Consider the following 18,509-nt stretch of genomic DNA (forward strand, 5'->3'; position numbering starts at 1 on the left):
ATCCTTTCTTCTATAAATATATTAATATGTTATGTATGTTAAAAAGAAAATGTTACATATTTCATGTTTAATTCATCAAAAAAGAGAATTCTAAATATTTAGAATTCTCCTTTGAAATCTACATATTAATTCCAATTATTAATTATATTATCCCACATCATCTTTCCACATTTAGCTAATGTAACAGTTCCATAAACACTATTTGGAACTTCTGTAGATAACACAGTAAAGGTAAATGTTCCTTTAGAAAGTTGTATTAATGCTGTATCATTTTCAACACCTGTTTTATCTCCAGTTTTACTTGATATTTCATACTTTAAATCATCAGGTATATATAATGCTAATTTATTTTTTATCTGCTGTCTTCTGAGAATATCTATAAGCATGGTACTATTTTCTTCGGTTAAATAAGTTGCTTTGTATAGATGCTTCCATATCTTTGATAAGTCTTTTGCTGATGTTAAATTTTCTATGTCAATTTTACCTGTTCTTTCATCCGCAGTCTTTCTATTTAATTTAGTGTTCTCTAATCCCATTTCTCTTATATCTTCATTTATTCTATCCATTCCAATAATATCAATAATTTTATTTGCAGCTGTGTTATCACTTTGAATAAGCATAGCCACTAAAAGTTCAAAAACCGTATAATCTCTTGAATTAAATTCATGAATTATTCCTGTTCCATACACTTTATCGACACCATCGATTCTAATCTTATCCATAAAAGTTATTTTTCCTCTTTCAACATCTTTTATTAAAGATACTGCTATTGGAAGCTTCATACATCCCGCAGCCGTCATTTTAACGTTTTCATTATATCCATAAACAAATCCACTTTCTAAATCTTCAAAGAAAAAACTATAAGTACCAATTCTTGATTCTAAATATCTTTTAACCTCTTTCATAATACCCTCCAGCTTTTTATTTTAAGTATGAACTTAATTTTAATAATATTTTGTTAATAAAATTATAACATATTTACATATATTTTGAAAATATAATTAAAGGATTTAGCATTATGCTAAACCCTTGATATATATTAATTAATCACCAAATGATATTCCTATCTTTTTAGCTATTGTAACCAATTCACAACTAGGATCAACTTGTTTAGTATGTTGCCCAATAACATTTTCTAGACTATCATATGTTATTTTATCACCTTTTAAACAAACCATATTCCCAAATAATCCTTCATTAATCATTTCTACTGCAGCTACTCCATATCTTGTTGATAATATTCTATCAAAGGTTGATGTGTTTCCACCTCTTTGAATATGTCCAAGAACAGTACATCTAACTTCATGGTCTTTTATTATTTTTTCTAAATCATCAGCTAATTTATTTCCAATTCCACCTAACCTTATTGGATCTGGACTATCTTCTACTATTTTTGATATTACTACATCTCCATCTTTTGACTTTGCACCTTCTGCTACTACTATTATAGTAAACATTTTCCCTTCATCTTTTCTTTCATTAATTTTTTCTACGATTTTATTTATATCATAAGGTATCTCAGGTAATAATATAACATCTGCAGATCCTGCAATTCCTGATTCTAATGCTATCCATCCTGCTCCTCTTCCCATTACCTCACAAAGCATTATTCTATGATGTGATTCAGCAGTTGTATGAAGTCTATCTAAAGCTTCTGTTGCAACATCTATTGCAGTATTAAATCCAAAAGTTACATCAGTTGAAGCTAAATCATTATCTATAGTTTTTGGAACTCCTATAACTTTTATTCCTTTTCTTGAAAAATCTCTAGCTGAAGTTAAAGTTCCATCTCCACCTATTACTATAAGAGCATCTACACCTTCCTTTTTAAGATTTTCCACTGCTACATCTGAAACATCTTTCTTAATAAATTTACCATCCTCTTCTATAGCATAATCAAAAAGATTATCCTTATTAGAACTATAAAGAATAGTTCCCCCTCTATGAAGTATTCCAGATACAGATTCTAATGTTAATGGTATAAAATCATTTTTATAAAGGCCTCTATATCCAAACTTATATCCTATAACCTCATACCCATAATTTAAAATAGCGGCTCTAGTTACAGATCTAATTACAGCATTTAATCCTGGGCAATCACCACCACCAGTTAATAAAGCTATCTTTTTAACCTTTTTCATCATCTAATAAATCCCCCTCTATTCTTTTAATGTTCCCCGCTCCTATTTTTTAACATTAAACTTATAAAATCTTATTTAACTTTAGTAAACCCTTTTGATTATTTTTCCTTTTAAGTAAAATATTTACCATTTTTATGATATCATATTTTTTTCTTTATATAAAGATAAATTTATTATTATTTTAAAAATCAAGTTAGTTTTATATTAAAATTATATTTTTAAAATTTTATCTTAATAAATATAAATATTTACATAATAAAAAAATCAGCCAAATAAAATTCTTGACTGATTTTTTTATTATTTATTTAATTTTATAATGGTGGTAAAGTCATTAATCCAGCAAATACTAATACTGCAAGTATAACTCCTACAACTATTCTATAAACTGCAAATACCCTCATAGGTTTCTTCTTTAAGTAGTTTACAAACTTATTCATAACAATAAGAGCAACTATAAATGCCACTACAAATCCTACTGCTAAAGCTATCCAATCAGTTGTTGTCATAATTGAATAATCAAACTTTAACATATCAAGTCCAGTTGAACCTACCATAGCAGGTATTGCTAAGAAAAATGAAAATTCAGCAGCTACAGGTGTTGAAAGTCCAGCTATCCATCCACCCATTATTGTAGATGCACTTCTTGACATTCCAGGCCACATTGCAAAACACTGAGCAACACCAACTATTAAAGCTTCTTTAGGTGTAATTGCATCAATATCCCTTGCTTTTGCTCTTCTTTTTCTATAAATATTTTCTATAACTATTAATAGTATACCTCCAACTATAAATCCATATATTACAGCTCTTGGAGTAAATAATGATTTTATTTTATCATGAAGAAGTAATCCCACTATAAGTGCAGGTATTGAACCAACTATTACATTAATACCAAATCTAAAACCTGTTTCTCCTTCTCTTCCTTTAGTAAATATAAATTTAAAAAATTCCACAACGCTAGTGCTTATTTTAGTCCAATATAATACAACAACGGCAAGTATTGCTCCAAGTTGTATTACAACCGTAAACATATCTGCAAACGCTCCAGTAAAGTTTATTAAATTACCAACAAGAATCATATGTCCTGTTGATGAAACTGGAACGAACTCCGTTAGACCTTCTACTATAGCAACAATAATTGCCTTAAGTATTAATAGCAAATCTATTCCCACTCATTCTCACTCACTTTCTAAAAAATTTCTGACTTTTTAATTATAAGTTTATTATAATGACTTGTCTATATATTACAATTTAATTAATCTAATTTTAAGAAAATAAAAGAGGCCTTATTAAAAGCCTCTCTTTGTTTATTAATCTGAATTTATTAACTTTTGAAATATTATTTTAAAACTGGAGCTAATATTTTTTCTTTTTCTTCTTCTACATCCGGAACAAAACTCTTTAATAACGTAAAGTTTCCTTTAAGTTCATACTCTCCAAGATGAGCTGGTATAAGTATACTGTCCCCCATCTTAATTTCTAAAGAACCATCATTCCATAAAATTTCTCCGTTGCCTTCTACACATGTAAATAAATAGAATCTATTTTTATCACTTGATTCTTTTGCACTTTCTTTAACTTCGTATTTTTCTATAGCAAAATATTCACCTATGCAAAGTACAGTTTTATCATATCCATCTTCATGAATTGTAATACCTTTTATATTTTCACCTTTTAATGAAAAATCTATAACATCTAAAGCTTTTTCTACATGGATTTCTCTGCCTCTATTATAATCATAAACTCTATATGTAGTATCACTATTTTGTTGAATTTCAGCTATTACTACCCCTTCACAAATTGCATGAACTAATCCACTTTTTACGTAGAACATATCACCTTTTTTAACTGGAATTTGATTTAAATAAGGAGTTAAATCTCCTTTCTTTATTGCTTCTTCAAATATTTTTTTATCACAATCTTTTGTTCCAACTATTAATGAAGCTCCTTCTTTTGCATCAACAACATACCAAGCTTCAGTTTTTCCAAGATCGTTATCCTTTTCTCTTGCATACTCATCCCCTGGATGAACTTGAACTGATAATTTATCATTAGCATTAATAAGCTTTATTAATAATGGGAACTTATCTGCTTCTATTTTATCTCCTACTAATTTATGGCCTAACTTATTTAAAAGTTCATCAAATTTCATACCTTTAAATTCACCATTTTCTACGATACCAGTTCCATTTCTATGACAAGCGATATCCCATGTTTCACCTATTAATCCTTCAGGCATGTTAGTTCTAAATTTTTCAAAATCTCTTCCACCCCAGATTTTGTCATAGTATAAATTTTCAAATTTTATTGGGTACATATTAAGATCTCCTCTCATCTTTATGTCAAACCTTTCTTGTTTCTTATTCTATCAGACAAAAAAATAAAAATCCATATGCAAAAAAATATATATTTCTGTAAAATTCAAAGAATTATTTTAGATTTTCTTTTATTTTTATTATATATCTAATAATAATTCTATTAATTATATTGATATTTAAAATATTTCGCTATAATATAGTTTGTGTTATACTATTAATTATTTATATAAAGAAGATACTTAAACACTAGGTGGTGATTATTATTAATATAAAATCAATTATTAGTATTATTTCAAGTAAAATAGTACTATTTATTTCAAAAAACTTTTTAAAAGGAGGAAGTACTTTTCCTGGAAGAATAGCATTAAAAATTGATAGAAATATTTTAAAAACAGTTTCTAAAGGATATAAAGTTATCTTAATAACTGGTACTAACGGTAAAACAACAACCACTAGTATGATTACTAATATACTTAAAGAAAATGGCTTTAAAGTAATAACTAATAATACAGGTGCTAATCTTTTTCCTGGAATCGTTTCTTGTTTTATAGACAATTTTAAATTTAGTGATAATTCATCTAAATATGCAGTTATTGAAGTAGATGAAGCAAATGTTAAATTTATTACTGAATACATAAAACCTGAAATAATAACTATAACTAATCTATTTAGAGATCAACTAGATAGGTATGGTGAAGTTTATACAACACTTACAAAAATACTAGAAGGTGTTGTTAAAGTTCCTGAAACTAAACTTATATTAAATGGTGATGAATCTTTACTTGGTAAACTAGATGTTAAAAATCCTACTGAATTCTATGGATTTAATGTTCCAGTACAGAAAGATACTAAACTAGATGTAAATGCAGATTCAAAGTTTTGTAAATTCTGTAAGTCACCTTATGAATATAATTTTATAACATATAATCATTTAGGAGATTTTTATTGTCCTAGCTGTGGATATAAAAGACCAAAACTAAAATATGCAGTTGACGAAATACTTGAAGTTACCCCTGAATTTTCAAGAGTAATTATAAATGGAACACCAATTACTATAAGTCAATCCGGTGCTTATAATATTTATAACGGACTTTGTGCTTATTCAATAACAAAAGATTTAGGTGTTTCTGATAAAATAATTTCAAAATCTTTAGGAAAACAAGATTCAAGCTTTGGTAGACAAGAAGTTATAAACTTAGAAGGTAAAAATGTTAAAATAATTCTTGTAAAAAATCCAGCTGGATATAATCAAGCAATAGATACATTATGCTTAAATAAAGAACCGTTCTCTGCCTTATTTATGTTAAATGATAACTACGCAGATGGAAGAGATGTTTCTTGGATATGGGATGTTGATTTTGAAAGACTTCCATCACTTCCAATTAACAATATATTTATATCAGGAATGAGAATGTATGATATGGCTGTAAGACTTAAAACTTGCGGACTTAATTCTGATAAATTTATAATAGAAGCTGATTATGAAGCTTTAACTAATAAAATCAAAGAATGTAATGATGATACTATTTATGTTCTTGCGACTTATACAGCAATGATCAACTATAGAAAGTTCCTACATTCAAAAGGTTATATAAATAAACTTTGGTAGAAAGAAGGTAATATTTATGGAATTAAATATTTGTCATCTTTATCCTGACTTATTAAATGTTTATGGTGACGTAGGTAATATATTAATACTTAAAGCTAGAGCTGAAAGCCGTGGAATAAAAGTCAATGTTTTTGATGTTTCTATAAATGATGAATTTAATGGGGATAATTATGATATAGTTTTCTTTGGTGGTGGCCAAGACTATGAACAATCAATAGTTTCTGAAGATTTAAAAAAGAATAAGAAAACTGCTTTAACAAAATATGTTGAAGACTCAAAAGTTCTACTTGCTATTTGTGGAGGATATCAATTACTTGGTAATTATTATAGAGCACCTAATGGTGAAAAACTTGAAGGTCTTGGTATTTTAGATATATATACAGAAGGTGGAGATACTCGTTTTATAGGAAATACTATAATAAAAAATTATGAATTTAATCAAACTTATGTTGGATTTGAAAATCATTCTGGTAGAACTTATACAAATGGACTTAAACCACTTGGAAAGTGTATTGAAGGTTATGGAAACAATGGTGAAGATGGAAATGAAGGTTGTATATACAAAAATACATTTTGTACTTACTTCCACGGATCTTTACTTTCAAAAAATCCTGAACTTGCAGATAAATTATTAGAACTTGCATTATCACATAAATATGGTAATGTTAATCTAGAACCATTAAATAATGATCTTGAACTTAAAGCTAAAGAAACAATTATTAAAAGATTTAATGAAAAAAAATAACCATATAATATGGTTATTTTTTATTTTAATTATTTATTACTCTTATCTTTTTTAAATAATTTATCTCTTCTTTTGATATGTTATTTAATGTTTTAAATTTATAATTTTTATTTTTGTAATTATTTATTATACTTTGCAAAGTATCTACTGTTGATTCTTTATCTCCACTATCATGCATTAAAACTACTTCAACATTATATATACCTGAATAATTTTTCATATTATTTTTTATTATATTGCTTGATACATTTCTAGCAACAGCATCTCCTGAATCTACATTCCAATCTATATACATTATATTTTGAGATTTTATTTCATTTTTTATATTGTTTAAAACTTCCTTTTTACAAACTGTATTTGTAGCACCACCTGGTAATCTTACAAATCTAAAATCACTACAGTTTTCACCAAGAATATTTATCATATTTTTTTTACAACAATTTAAATCTTTTAAATATGAATTTTTACTGCAATATATTTTATTATAATCATGATTATTACAATGTGGATAAATTGCCATATTTAAATTTTTTGCTCTTTTTATAATTGATTTATTTGCAGAAATTCTATTACCAACTACAAAAAAAGTTGCTTTTATATTATTTTTTTCTAAAATATCTAATATTTTATTTGTATTTCCATTAGAAGGTCCATCATCAAAAGTTAAATAAACTGTTTTATTTTGTGAATTTAAGGCCATAGTGCTGATACTTGTAAAGTTAAAAATCATAATAAATATAATTACTAAATTTAAAATTGTATTTCTAAACATTTTCATATTATCACCCCCTTAACTTTATTATGCCTATAATATATTTTTTTATTTAATTTTATTTTAATAATTTTAATACCTATTTTAACCTGTTGTTTATTGTTATTAATTTAATAAAATGTTATACTTTTTTGTATGTACGTCCATTGTTTTGACAAAATTTTAGAACGAGGTGGAAAAATGTTAAAGAAGAAAGGATTTTTACTTAAAACAATGGTAATTGTTTTTGCTATGTGTTTATTATCTCCTTTAGGATTAATAAAATCATTTGCAGATACTCAATTATCAAGTGATCCTAATATAACTGCTAAATATGCACTTACTATGGATTTAAAAACAGGCGAGGTTATTTACTCAAAAAACGCAAATGCAAAAGCATATCCTGCAAGTATAACTAAATTGCTAACTGCATTAGTTTTTGCAGATCATGCACAAAAATATGATAAAATTAAATTTACTCAAGATGCTAAATCCCAACCTCCATATTCGCTACATTCAAATTGGCATGGAGTTACTATGAAAGTTGGAGATACTATGACTGCAGATGATGTCATGAAGGGTTTATTAATGTTCTCTGGTAATGATGCTGCATATATGATAGCTGATTCTGTTGCTGGAAACGCTCAAAATTTCGCTCAACTTATGAATAAAAAAGCACAAGAAATTGGAATGAAAAATAGCCACTTTGTAACACCAAATGGATTACATAATGTTGATCATTATTCAACAGCTTACGACTTAGCATTACTTACTAAAGCAGCCTTTGCAAATCCATGGGTTAAAGAAGTAATGGGATGCAAAGACGCTACTATATCTATAGGTGGTAAAACTGTAAACTTAACAAACAGAAATAAAACATTAGGTAAAAACGGAAATATAGCTGGTAAAACAGGAACAACTGATCAAGCTGGTGAATGCTTAGCTGCTGTTTATAATAGAGATGGTAGAGATATTATAGGTATTGTTCTTAATTCAGCAGTAAGTGCTGATGATTCGACAAGATATGCTGATATGGATAAAATAATGAACTACAGCTTTGCTGCAACTCCTTCTGTATATAAAGTTGCTGGAAGCGAAGTAAAGAATGTAAACTTAAAATATAAAATGTTTAGATTTTTCGGCCCTGAAAAAACTATAGAAGCACCTGTAACTCTATCAGAAAATGCTATGCTTTATAAAAATAGCTTTAATGAAAAAAATGCAGAAATATCATTAAACTCTAATAATGACAATGCATGGTCTGTTGCATCAGATGATAATTTAACACTTACTCTTTCTGTTAAAGAATATACTCAATCATTAAAAGGAAGTGTTGGAATATCTACATTTACTTTAATTAAAGCTAATATATTTGCATATTTAGGAATACTTTTAGGAATTGTTATAATAGTTCTTTTAATAATATTTATTATTAGACTAATTAACCAAAGACGTTATAATAAAAGACGTTATAGAAGCAGTTATAGCTATGGAAAAAGCTACAAAAAAAGATTTAGAAGATAATAAAAAAGAGAGTTAATCTCTCTTTTTTATTTTTTATTTAACTTTTTCTTTTTAATTAAACTATTTTTATTCTTTTTACTTTTTTTATTTAAAATTAATTTTTCATCTTTTTTATCTTGTTTATTCTTCTTTTTCATTACTGAATATCCAAAAGAACCTAGCGATTTTCTAGGTAATTTATAATACTCTCCATGACAGTAAGCTAGAAGATCTCCTTTTTCAAAATGAATTTTTCCTTTTTCATCAATCAATTCTTCATTTATATGTGAACTTAAAACTTCTGATATAAACATATCATGACTTCCAAGTGATACTATTTGTTTAACTTTACACTCAATATTTATAGGACATTCTTCAATATACGCTGCATTTATATTACTACATTCTTTCATGGTAAATTTCATTTCTTTTATTTTATCAATCTTTTTACCACTTCTAACACCACAAAAATCTACTTCCTTTGTCATACCTGCATGAGGTATATTTACTACAAACTCCATACTTTCTTTTATGTAATCATATGATAACCTTTCTGGTCTTATTGATATAGAAAGCATTGGTGGCCTAGTACATACTGTTCCAACCCATCCAACTGTAAAAACATTATCTTTTCCTTCATTATTTCTTGAAGAAATTAATACTACAGGAACTGGGTTTAATACTACACTTCCTTTAAAATCTCTCTTTTTCATTTTTACTCCCATTCCTTCCATATTTCAGGTTTATATCCTACAGTAGCATCTTTTCCATTTCTAACTATAGGTGTTTTAATTAAGCTTTGATTTTTAAGTAATATTTCTATTTTCATATCACTACTTCTTATTTTATCTATGTTTGAAGACTTATAATCTTTACTTTTTTCATTTATTAACTCATTTAATGAAATAGAATTTTTTACACTATTTAATTCCCCTTTACTAATTCCTTTTTCATTCATATCAATAAATGCATATTTTATTTTTCTTTCTTTAAAATATCTCTCTGCCTTTTTAGTATCAAAACATTTTTTCTTTCCGAATATTTGAATATTCATTTTTTTCTCCTTTTAAACTAAATCTAAAATTTCTTTAGGTGAATTTATAAAATAATCTGGATTTGTACCTTCTAATCTTTTTATATCCATTTCTGTATATCTTACTCCACAAGTTTTACATCCAGCATCTCTTCCGCAAATTAAATCAAAATTGCTATCTCCTACCATAATTGCCTCTCTTGGATCTATATTTAAATTTTTTATAGCATATAACGCTGGTTCACTATGTGGTTTATGGTTTTTAGTACATTCAGGAGTAACTATTACATCCATATATTTTAATATTCCTGCTATCTCCATACCCCTTTTTGCCAAAGATTCTCTTTTTGAAGTTACTATACCTATTTTAATTCCTTTATTTTTAAGTTGTAGTAGCATTTCTTCTACTTCATCAAATGCATAACACATATTATCATGAATTTTTTCATTATATTCTCTATACATCTTTATTAATCTATCTATTTCGTTGTTATCATTTATATAATTTTTAAAAGTATCTTCTAAAGGTTGTCCGTAAAATGAAGTTATTTCACCTTTAGAAAGATTTCTATTTAATCCTTCTTTAAATGTGTAAACAAAAGATTTATATATCAATTCATTAGTATCAAGTAAGGTTCCATCTAAATCAAATAATACTGCTTTTATCATCTTTTTCATCCTCTCTATTTAATTCAAAGCTATTATATCAAAGATTATATATTATTACTAACACTATATAAAATTCACATTAGCTTTATTGTATTTTATATGTGGTTATGCTATTATTTCCTAAGAGATTTCGGGAGGGATTTTATGAATACATCAGTTAAATCTAGAGATTTTTATTTTGATACATTAAAAGGTTTTCTTATATTATTTGTAATAATAGGAAATTCATTAGAGCTTGCTAACCCTAAAAACATAAATACTCATTATTTTATACTTTTTCTTTATATGTTTCATATGCCTCTATTCACTTTTGTATCTGGCTACTTCTCTAGGCTTAGTAGTCGAACAACAGTTGAAAAAGTTAAATATACATTTAAATTATATATTATAGCGCAACTTTCCTATATAATTTTTTATAAATATATTTTAGGCAATGAAGGTTATGAATTTGAATTTATGCATTCACAATGGACTCTTTGGTATTTATTATCTTTAACATGTTGGTATATTTTATCTGATTATGTAACAAATAAAAAAAAGTGGATTATATGTTCTATTTTAGTTTCATTAATTATTGGGTTTGATAATAGCGTAAATAGTGTTGGAAGCCTTTCTAGAACATTATTTTTCTTTCCATTTTTCATTTTAGGAATGTCTTTTAATAAAAATTATATAGATATTCTTAAAAAGCATAAATTTAAACTTTTAATAGTATCTTGTATTATTTTATTTGTATTATATATTTTATCAAATAAAATAGAAATAGAACTTTTATTTGAATTTGAGCCTTATAGTAATTTTTCAGATAATCTATTTTTTCCATTATTTATTAGGTGTTTTCATTATTTAGGCTCTTTAATAATTGGATCATTCATTTTATGTTTAATTCCTGAAAGAAAAACTATTATATCTTCACTTGGAAGAAACTCATTAATATTATATCTTCTCCACGGCGCTATTAGTTATATTTTAATTGGATATGGTTACACAAAATACGATAATATAATAACTCTTATTATATCTGAACTATTAATAGTTTTACTTACAATAACTATATCTGAATTTTATCTTAATTTTAAAATTTTTATTAATACAAGAAAGACCAAAATTCTTTAATTTGGTCTTTTTTTAATTTAACATTATATCACAATTTGTCATACTATAAATCATACACAAATATTTTAGAAGGGATGCTTTATGAAATTTAAATCTAAACTAATACTTTTATGTACTTTAATATTATCTTTATGTATTTCATTAATTGGATGTAAAAAAGAAGATAATCAATCTAATTTAAAAACTATTAAACTTAATGAAGTTGTACGTTCTGTTTTTTATGCTCCTATGTACGTTGCAATAAATGAAGGTTTCTTTGAAGAAGAAGGATTAAATATAGATTTATCTACTGGTCAAGGTGCTGATAAAGTAATGCAAAATGTTTTATCTAAAAATGCAGACATAGGATTCTGTGGTCCTGAGCAAGTTGTATATATCTATAATCAAGGTCGCGAAGATTTTCCTGTTGTTTTTGCAGGACTTACTAAACGTGATGGCTCTTTTTTAGTGTCCAAGTCAGATGAAAAAGATTTTGATTGGAAATCATTAAAAGGTAAAAAAATAATAGGTGGAAGACCTGGTGGTGTTCCTGAAATGGCTTTAGAGTATGTTTTAAATAAAAATAATATCGTACCTAATAAAGATGTCACTATGGTAACTAATATAGATTTTACTGCAACATCTGGAGCATTTAAATCTGGAGCTGCAGATTATGTTGCATTATTCGAACCTACAGCATCAATGCTTGAAAAAGAAGGTAGCGGAAAAATAGTTGCATCTATTGGACAATCCTCTGGTGAAATGCCTTATACTTCTTTCTTTGCAACTAAATCATATATAGAAAATAATCCAGATGTTATAGAAAAATTTACTAGAGCTATATATAAAGGTCAAACTTGGTTTAAAGAACATTCTTCAGAAGAAATATCTGATTCTATAATTTCCTTCTTCCCTGGAACTGACAAAGATATAATTATTTCTGTTATAAATAACTATAAAGAAATTGATGCTTTATATGATAATCCTATCATAAGTGAAGAAGGTTTAAATCATCTTATGGATGTTATTAGTGATTATGATAAATCATTAATAGAAACTCGTCCACCATTTACTGATATAGTAAATAACTCTTTCGCAGAAAAAGTTGTAAATAAATAAAATTTATAAAGAGGATAGATTATTAATTTAATTTTAGCTATCCTCTTAATACATATATTTAATAAGGTGGTGAAATTTATGGCATTATTAGAAGTTAAAAATATAAGAATGTGCTATCATTCTTTAAAGACAGAAACAGAAGCAATAAAAGATGTTAGCTTTGATGTAAATGATAAAGATTTTCTAAGTATATTAGGTCCTTCTGGATGTGGTAAATCTACTCTTTTAAATATAATGAGTGGATTACTTAATCAATCTAGTGGAACTGTAACTTTCGATGGAGATAATATAAAAAATAATTTAGATAAAATTGGATATATGTTTCAAAAAGATCATTTGTTTGATTGGACATCAGTCTGGAATAATGTAACCTTAGGATTAAAAATAAAAGGTCTTCTTAATGATGAAACAATAGCTAGAGTTGAAACCTTACTATCAAATTATGAATTAACTAAATTTAAAGATCATAAACCAACCGAATTATCAGGTGGTATGAGACAAAGAGTTGCTCTTATTAGGACTCTTGCATTGAATCCTAAAGTTTTATTTCTTGATGAGCCATTTTCTGCTTTAGATTATCAAACACGTCTTAATATATGTGATGAAATGTTTAGTATAATAAAGCAAGAAGGAAAAACAGCAATAATGGTAACTCATGATATAGCTGAAGCAGTATCTATATCAAATAGAATAATTGTATTAACTAAAAGACCAGCTTTAGTAAAAAAAGAAATTAATATATCTTTTAAAAATAATAATTTAACTCCTTTTAATAGAAGAAAAGAAAATGAATTTAAAGAATACTTTGATTTATTATGGAAGGAGCTTGATGATTATAATGATTAGTAATGAACATGAAAATTATATAAAAAGTTTAAAAAGAGAAAAATTAAAAGTTACTCTTTTAAGAATTGGTATTTTATTATTTTTCATTATACTATGGGAAATTGCTGCTGATTTTAAATGGATAGATCCATTTTTAACATCATCTCCTAGTAGAATGATTAGCTCTCTTATAGGTTTTATATCAAATGGAACTTTATGGAGACATATATATGTTACTTGTGCTGAAACTATTGTTGGTTTCTTACTTGGTACACTACTTGGAACCTTTATTGCAATAATATTATGGTGGTGTCCTTTAACCTCTAAAGTTTTAGACCCTTATTTAGTTGTATTAAATGCATTACCTAAAGTTGCATTAGCTCCAATAATTATATTCTGGGTTGGAAATGGACCAAGTGCTATAATTGTTATTACTCTATTAATATCCTTAGTTACAACTATAATAAGTGTATTAACAGGCTTTAATGAAATAGATAAAGAAAAATTACTTCTTATGGATACCTTCCAAGCTTCAAAAATTCAAAAACTTAAATATTTAATTTTCCCATATAATATTCCAGTATTAATATCTTCTCTTAAAATAAATGTTGGTCTTTCATGGGTTGGTGTTATAATGGGAGAATTTTTAGTTGCAAGAGAAGGTCTTGGGTTCTTAATTATATTTGGTGGACAAATATCTCAACTTGATATGGTTATGATGAGTATAGTAATTTTATCTTTAATTGCTTTTATAATGTATAAATTGGTAGCTTTGCTAGAAAATAAGTATATTAAACACTCATAAAAATTATTAACAATATATTCACTTTTATTTTTTCTTATACTTTATTTACAATAGATAACCATTTCATACTGAAATATAGAGGATTTACAGTGTTTACAAATTATAAATTCTCTATATTTATTTATATTGTATTAAGGTTTACTTAATTGAATGAAAGTGATACATTAATAAGGTACAAAAAATACAAGGAGAGATTAACTTGAAATTATTTAGAGAAGCACTTATTATTTTCGGAATTTATTTAATTGGTGAAGTAATAGTTGCACTTACTCATATTCCTATACCTGGAAATATAATAGGTCTTTTATTACTATTAATATGCCTTTGTACTAAAATAATAAAAGTTAGCCAAGTTGAAACTTTAACAAATTTCTTTTTAGATCACTTAGCTTTCTTTTTCTTACCAGCTGGGGTTAGCTTAATGAATTCTCTTGGAATTATTAAAGCTAATCTTGTTCAAATATTAGTTGTTTGTGTTATTACAACAGCAGTAATAATCGCTTCAACTGGACTTATAGTACAATTTATAGTAAACCTATTAAATAAAACAAAGAAAGGATCTAAGGAAGATGAGTTTGATAACTAGCAACGTATTTTTTAGTATAGTTTTATCTCTTATAGCTTTTGAGATTGGGCTAGCGATTTATAAAAAAACAAACATACCATTATTTAATCCTTTACTTATAGCAATAGTAATTGTAATTGCAGTTTTAACTGTATTTCATGTAAACTTTGATACCTATAATTCAGGAGCTCAATTTATTAATATGTTTTTAGGACCTGCAACTGTAGTACTTGCAGTTCCACTTTATAAACAAATTGAACTTCTTAAGCAAAATGCAATAGCTATTTTTATAGGAATATTTTTAGGAACTTTAATTGGGATATTTTCAATAATACTATTATCTCATTCTTTAGGACTTAACATATCTATGATAGTATCATTAATGCCTAAGTCTGTAACAACACCAATAGGTATTGCCATAAGTAAAGAATTTAACGGTTTAGTTCCTGTTACTGTACTTGCAATTATATTATCTGGAATAATTGGTGCTATTATAGGACCTACAATATGTAGAATATGTAGAATTACAAACAAAATAGCAATAGGAATCTCACTTGGAACTGCATCTCATGCAGTTGGGACTACTAAAGCATTAGAACTTGGAGAAACTGAAGGTGCCATGAGTTCACTTTCAATTGGTATCGCTGGAATGATGACAGTTTTTGTTGCTCCACTTGCTCTTAACATTGCAATGTTTGTATATAATTTAATTATTCATTAAATAAAAGAAACTTACCAAACTATGGTAAGTTTCTTTTATTTTTTATTTTCAGTATATATATTTTTAACTTTCAGTAATTTTCTATTTAAATTTCCTATTTTATTATCTTTAAAAACAGTATAAACTGAACGCTTAGTATAATCTTCTAATTTAATCATAAATTCTTCTGGTTCTATACTCTTTTCGTAAACTAACTTCAATCCTTTTTCCCAAGATGCAGTAAGCTTTGGATTTAATAGAGAAGGTATTGATATATTTATTACTTCATATATCATTTCTCCAAACTCTGTTGGTGTAAGAGTTTGTGTCTTATTGTTTGATTTTATGTATTCTATATTTATTAGTTTTTTAAGAATTTCAGCTCTAGTAGCTGATGTTCCTATTCCTGCACCTTTTATATGTTCTCTTAACTCTTCATCTTCTATAAGCTTACCTGCATTCTCCATTGCAATTATTATAGAACCTGTTGTAAATCTTTTTGGCGGACTAGTTTCCCCTTCTTTAATTTCTAAAGAATCTACTAAAACTTTTTGACCCTTTTTTAAATCTTTTGGAAATTCATCCATATTGCTTTCCTTATTAGGTTCTAAAATATCTAAATAACCTCTTTCTACACAAACCTTTTTAGTTGTATAAAAAGATTCACTTCCAAGTGTTATGGTAATTGCTTGCTTGCTATATTGAGCTTTTGGATAAAATATTGCGATAAATCTTCTAAGAATTAAAAAATACATCTTTTTCTCTATTTCTTTTAAAGAATTTATTACATTATTACCTTCCCCAGTTGGTATTATAGCATAGTGATCTGTAATTTTTTTATCATCAACATACTTGCTTTTTAATATAGTTTTCTCCCAACTTTTATCAAGTATATTTTTTGTAGCTAAAGTTAGTTCTTCACCTATATTCATTTTACTAATTTTAAATATAGTTTTTTTAATTCCTTTTGCTACTGCAGTTGATAACACTCTTGCATCAGTTCTTGGATATGTTACCATCTTCTTTTCATAAAGAGTTTGAAGATAATTTAAAGTTTCATCTGGGCTTATTTTAAATTTCCTTGAACATTCGTTTTGTAATTCAGCTAAGTTAAATAAAAGAGGCGCATTTTTATTTTCTTTTGTTCTTTTTATATTAGAAATTATTCCTTCTTCTATCTCTTCAAGATCTTTTATTAAACTTATACAATCTTCCTTTTTTTTAAATCCACCTTCATTGTATAGCTTTGGTGAATCCTTAAACCTTGAATTATCTAACGCCTTCCACTCAGCCTGAATTTCTTCTTCTTTTTCTTCTCTATTAAAGCTACCTAATATTTTATAGAATGATGTTTTCTTAAAATCTCTAATTTCTCTTTCTCTATCAACTACCATTCCAAGTACACAACTCATTACTCTTCCAACTGCTACTACTGAAGATTTATCCTTCTTTAACATATTAGACAGCTGCTTTCCATATATTAATGTTAGAAGTCTTGAAAAATTAATTCCTATTATATAATCTTCTTTAGCTCTTAGATATGCTGAATGAGCTAAAGAATTATATTCTGATAAAGGTTTTGCTTCTTTTATTCCTCTTTTTATTTCTTCTTCTGTCTGTGAATCAATCCATACACGAAGCTTTTCTTTTTTAGGATTTCCAGATAAATCATCTACTAATCTATATATATACTCTCCCTCCCTTCCAGAGTCAGTACAAACATATATTTTATCAATATCATTTCTATTAAGTAATGTACTTACAACATTAAATTGACCTTTAGCTGAGTTTATCACCTCATATTTATACTTATCTGGTAAAAAAGGTAAATCCCTAAGATTCCAATACTTAAGTTTTTCATTATAAGCTTCAGGATAACACATTGTTACCATATGTCCTACACACCAAGTAAAAACTGCATTGTCACTTTCTATATATCCATTTTTTCGTTTACCATTAACTTTTAATAAATTTACAAAATCCATAGCCACTGATGGCTTTTCTGCTACAAATAAAGATTTTCCCATAATTATTTCCTTTCTAAAGAAAATAAACCCTCAAAAGAGGGCTTATTAAAATTATACTATGAATTTATGATTTTTCCAAATGAATTGTTTTACATTTCATTAAGTATCCAAATTGATATATTTAAATACAATGCATAGATGCACCATATTAAATATGGAACTAATAAAATTCCAGCTAGTTTATCTATCTTAAAAAACTTTACAATAACAATACTTAAAATTATTATTAGTATTAAAAGCATTATCCAAGATACACCATATAACTTAAACATAAAAAAGATTATAGGCCATAAAAAATTAATTCCCAATTGTATTATATATAATAAAATTGCTGAAGAACTTTTATTTTCTGTTTTAAGTTTCATATAAACTCTATATAAAGAAATTGACATTAATATATATAATATAGGCCAGACAATTCCAAATACATATCCAGGTAGTGAAAATTTTGGTTTTGTTATTTGCTCATATATAATACTAGAATTTTTAGTTAAAATGCCAATTATAATTCCTCCACCTAAAGTAATTAAAAAACTTATTATTAATGAAATTATATTAACTTTACCATTTACCTTAAATATATTCTTCATAAATCACCTCAAAA

The 18,509-nt window shown here is 26.4% G+C and carries 19 protein-coding genes; 9 read left to right on the forward strand and 10 right to left on the reverse strand.

What is annotated here, in order from left to right; translation table 11 throughout:
* Positions 1–125: 125 nt before the first annotated feature.
* The 4 genes from AC4FQW_RS05120 to manA all read right to left on the reverse strand — a co-directional run bounded on the left by AC4FQW_RS05120 (position 126) and on the right by manA (position 4,458).
* The gene (locus AC4FQW_RS05120) at positions 126–905 is read right to left on the reverse strand and encodes a serine hydrolase (RefSeq protein WP_303128902.1); all 780 of its coding nucleotides are present in this window, start codon (positions 903–905) and stop codon (positions 126–128) included.
* Between the two features lie 138 nt (positions 906–1,043).
* Positions 1,044–2,144: a 6-phosphofructokinase gene (locus tag AC4FQW_RS05125; protein ID WP_303128904.1), complete on the reverse strand. Its 1,101-nt coding sequence runs from the start codon at positions 2,142–2,144 to the stop codon at positions 1,044–1,046.
* A 308-nt stretch (positions 2,145–2,452) separates the two neighbouring features.
* Positions 2,453–3,313, reverse strand: coding sequence for an undecaprenyl-diphosphate phosphatase (locus tag AC4FQW_RS05130; RefSeq protein WP_303128907.1), 861 nt, complete (start codon positions 3,311–3,313; stop codon positions 2,453–2,455).
* 167 nt (positions 3,314–3,480) lie between these two features.
* Positions 3,481–4,458 carry a mannose-6-phosphate isomerase, class I gene (gene manA, locus AC4FQW_RS05135; RefSeq protein WP_303130345.1) on the reverse strand — a complete coding sequence of 326 codons (978 nt, stop codon included), beginning with the start codon at positions 4,456–4,458 and terminating at the stop codon, positions 3,481–3,483.
* A gap of 254 nt (positions 4,459–4,712) precedes the next feature.
* On the opposite strand from manA, the gene AC4FQW_RS05140 reads away from it, so the two are divergent.
* A complete protein-coding gene (locus AC4FQW_RS05140) occupies positions 4,713–6,068 on the forward strand; it encodes a MurT ligase domain-containing protein (protein WP_491148161.1) in 1,356 nt (451 codons plus the stop codon).
* Between the two features lie 16 nt (positions 6,069–6,084).
* A complete protein-coding gene (locus AC4FQW_RS05145; RefSeq protein WP_491147633.1) occupies positions 6,085–6,813 on the forward strand; it encodes a type 1 glutamine amidotransferase in 729 nt (242 codons plus the stop codon).
* A 25-nt stretch (positions 6,814–6,838) separates the two neighbouring features.
* On the opposite strand, the gene AC4FQW_RS05150 is transcribed toward AC4FQW_RS05145, so the two are convergent.
* Positions 6,839–7,591 carry a polysaccharide deacetylase family protein gene (locus AC4FQW_RS05150; protein WP_491147635.1) on the reverse strand — a complete coding sequence of 251 codons (753 nt, stop codon included), beginning with the start codon at positions 7,589–7,591 and terminating at the stop codon, positions 6,839–6,841.
* 174 nt (positions 7,592–7,765) lie between these two features.
* On the opposite strand from AC4FQW_RS05150, the gene AC4FQW_RS05155 reads away from it, so the two are divergent.
* Positions 7,766–9,088: a D-alanyl-D-alanine carboxypeptidase family protein gene (locus tag AC4FQW_RS05155; RefSeq protein ID WP_491147636.1), complete on the forward strand. Its 1,323-nt coding sequence runs from the start codon at positions 7,766–7,768 to the stop codon at positions 9,086–9,088.
* Positions 9,089–9,114: 26 nt separating this feature from the next.
* On the opposite strand, the gene AC4FQW_RS05160 is transcribed toward AC4FQW_RS05155, so the two are convergent.
* The 3 genes from AC4FQW_RS05160 to ppaX are packed head-to-tail and all read right to left on the reverse strand — an operon-like array spanning position 9,115 to position 10,769.
* Entirely contained in the window at positions 9,115–9,780 is a 666-nt protein-coding gene (locus tag AC4FQW_RS05160; RefSeq protein WP_491147638.1) for a flavin reductase family protein, read from the reverse strand.
* A gap of 2 nt (positions 9,781–9,782) precedes the next feature.
* Positions 9,783–10,121 (reverse strand): arsenate reductase family protein, encoded by a 339-nt coding sequence (locus tag AC4FQW_RS05165; protein WP_491147640.1) that lies wholly within the window; start codon positions 10,119–10,121, stop codon positions 9,783–9,785.
* 12 nt (positions 10,122–10,133) lie between these two features.
* Positions 10,134–10,769 carry a pyrophosphatase PpaX gene (gene ppaX / locus AC4FQW_RS05170; RefSeq protein ID WP_491147641.1) on the reverse strand — a complete coding sequence of 212 codons (636 nt, stop codon included), beginning with the start codon at positions 10,767–10,769 and terminating at the stop codon, positions 10,134–10,136.
* Positions 10,770–10,913: 144 nt separating this feature from the next.
* On the opposite strand from ppaX, the gene AC4FQW_RS05175 reads away from it, so the two are divergent.
* The 6 genes from AC4FQW_RS05175 to AC4FQW_RS05200 all read left to right on the forward strand — a co-directional run bounded on the left by AC4FQW_RS05175 (position 10,914) and on the right by AC4FQW_RS05200 (position 15,899).
* Positions 10,914–11,885 carry an acyltransferase family protein gene (locus tag AC4FQW_RS05175; protein ID WP_491147643.1) on the forward strand — a complete coding sequence of 324 codons (972 nt, stop codon included), beginning with the start codon at positions 10,914–10,916 and terminating at the stop codon, positions 11,883–11,885.
* Positions 11,886–11,966: 81 nt separating this feature from the next.
* Positions 11,967–12,983, forward strand: a complete 1,017-nt coding sequence (locus AC4FQW_RS05180; protein ID WP_303130363.1) for an ABC transporter substrate-binding protein — start codon at positions 11,967–11,969, stop codon at positions 12,981–12,983.
* Between the two features lie 78 nt (positions 12,984–13,061).
* Positions 13,062–13,829 carry an ABC transporter ATP-binding protein gene (locus AC4FQW_RS05185; protein ID WP_303130364.1) on the forward strand — a complete coding sequence of 256 codons (768 nt, stop codon included), beginning with the start codon at positions 13,062–13,064 and terminating at the stop codon, positions 13,827–13,829.
* Entirely contained in the window at positions 13,825–14,613 is a 789-nt protein-coding gene (locus AC4FQW_RS05190; protein WP_303130377.1) for an ABC transporter permease, read from the forward strand. Before AC4FQW_RS05185 ends, AC4FQW_RS05190 begins: the two co-directional genes overlap by 5 nt.
* A gap of 199 nt (positions 14,614–14,812) precedes the next feature.
* Positions 14,813–15,199, forward strand: a complete 387-nt coding sequence (locus tag AC4FQW_RS05195) for a CidA/LrgA family protein (RefSeq protein WP_303130366.1) — start codon at positions 14,813–14,815, stop codon at positions 15,197–15,199.
* Positions 15,183–15,899, forward strand: a complete 717-nt coding sequence (locus tag AC4FQW_RS05200; RefSeq protein WP_303130367.1) for an LrgB family protein — start codon at positions 15,183–15,185, stop codon at positions 15,897–15,899. Before AC4FQW_RS05195 ends, AC4FQW_RS05200 begins: the two co-directional genes overlap by 17 nt.
* A gap of 35 nt (positions 15,900–15,934) precedes the next feature.
* Here AC4FQW_RS05200 and AC4FQW_RS05205 read toward each other — a convergent pair whose 3' ends face one another.
* Both AC4FQW_RS05205 and AC4FQW_RS05210 read right to left on the reverse strand, forming a co-directional pair.
* Entirely contained in the window at positions 15,935–17,905 is a 1,971-nt protein-coding gene (locus AC4FQW_RS05205; protein ID WP_491147646.1) for a DNA topoisomerase, read from the reverse strand.
* Positions 17,906–17,994: 89 nt separating this feature from the next.
* Positions 17,995–18,495 (reverse strand): TspO/MBR family protein, encoded by a 501-nt coding sequence (locus AC4FQW_RS05210; protein WP_491147648.1) that lies wholly within the window; start codon positions 18,493–18,495, stop codon positions 17,995–17,997.
* Positions 18,496–18,509: the final 14 nt, after the last annotated feature.

Source organism: Clostridium sp. TJA085, from assembly GCF_058310235.1.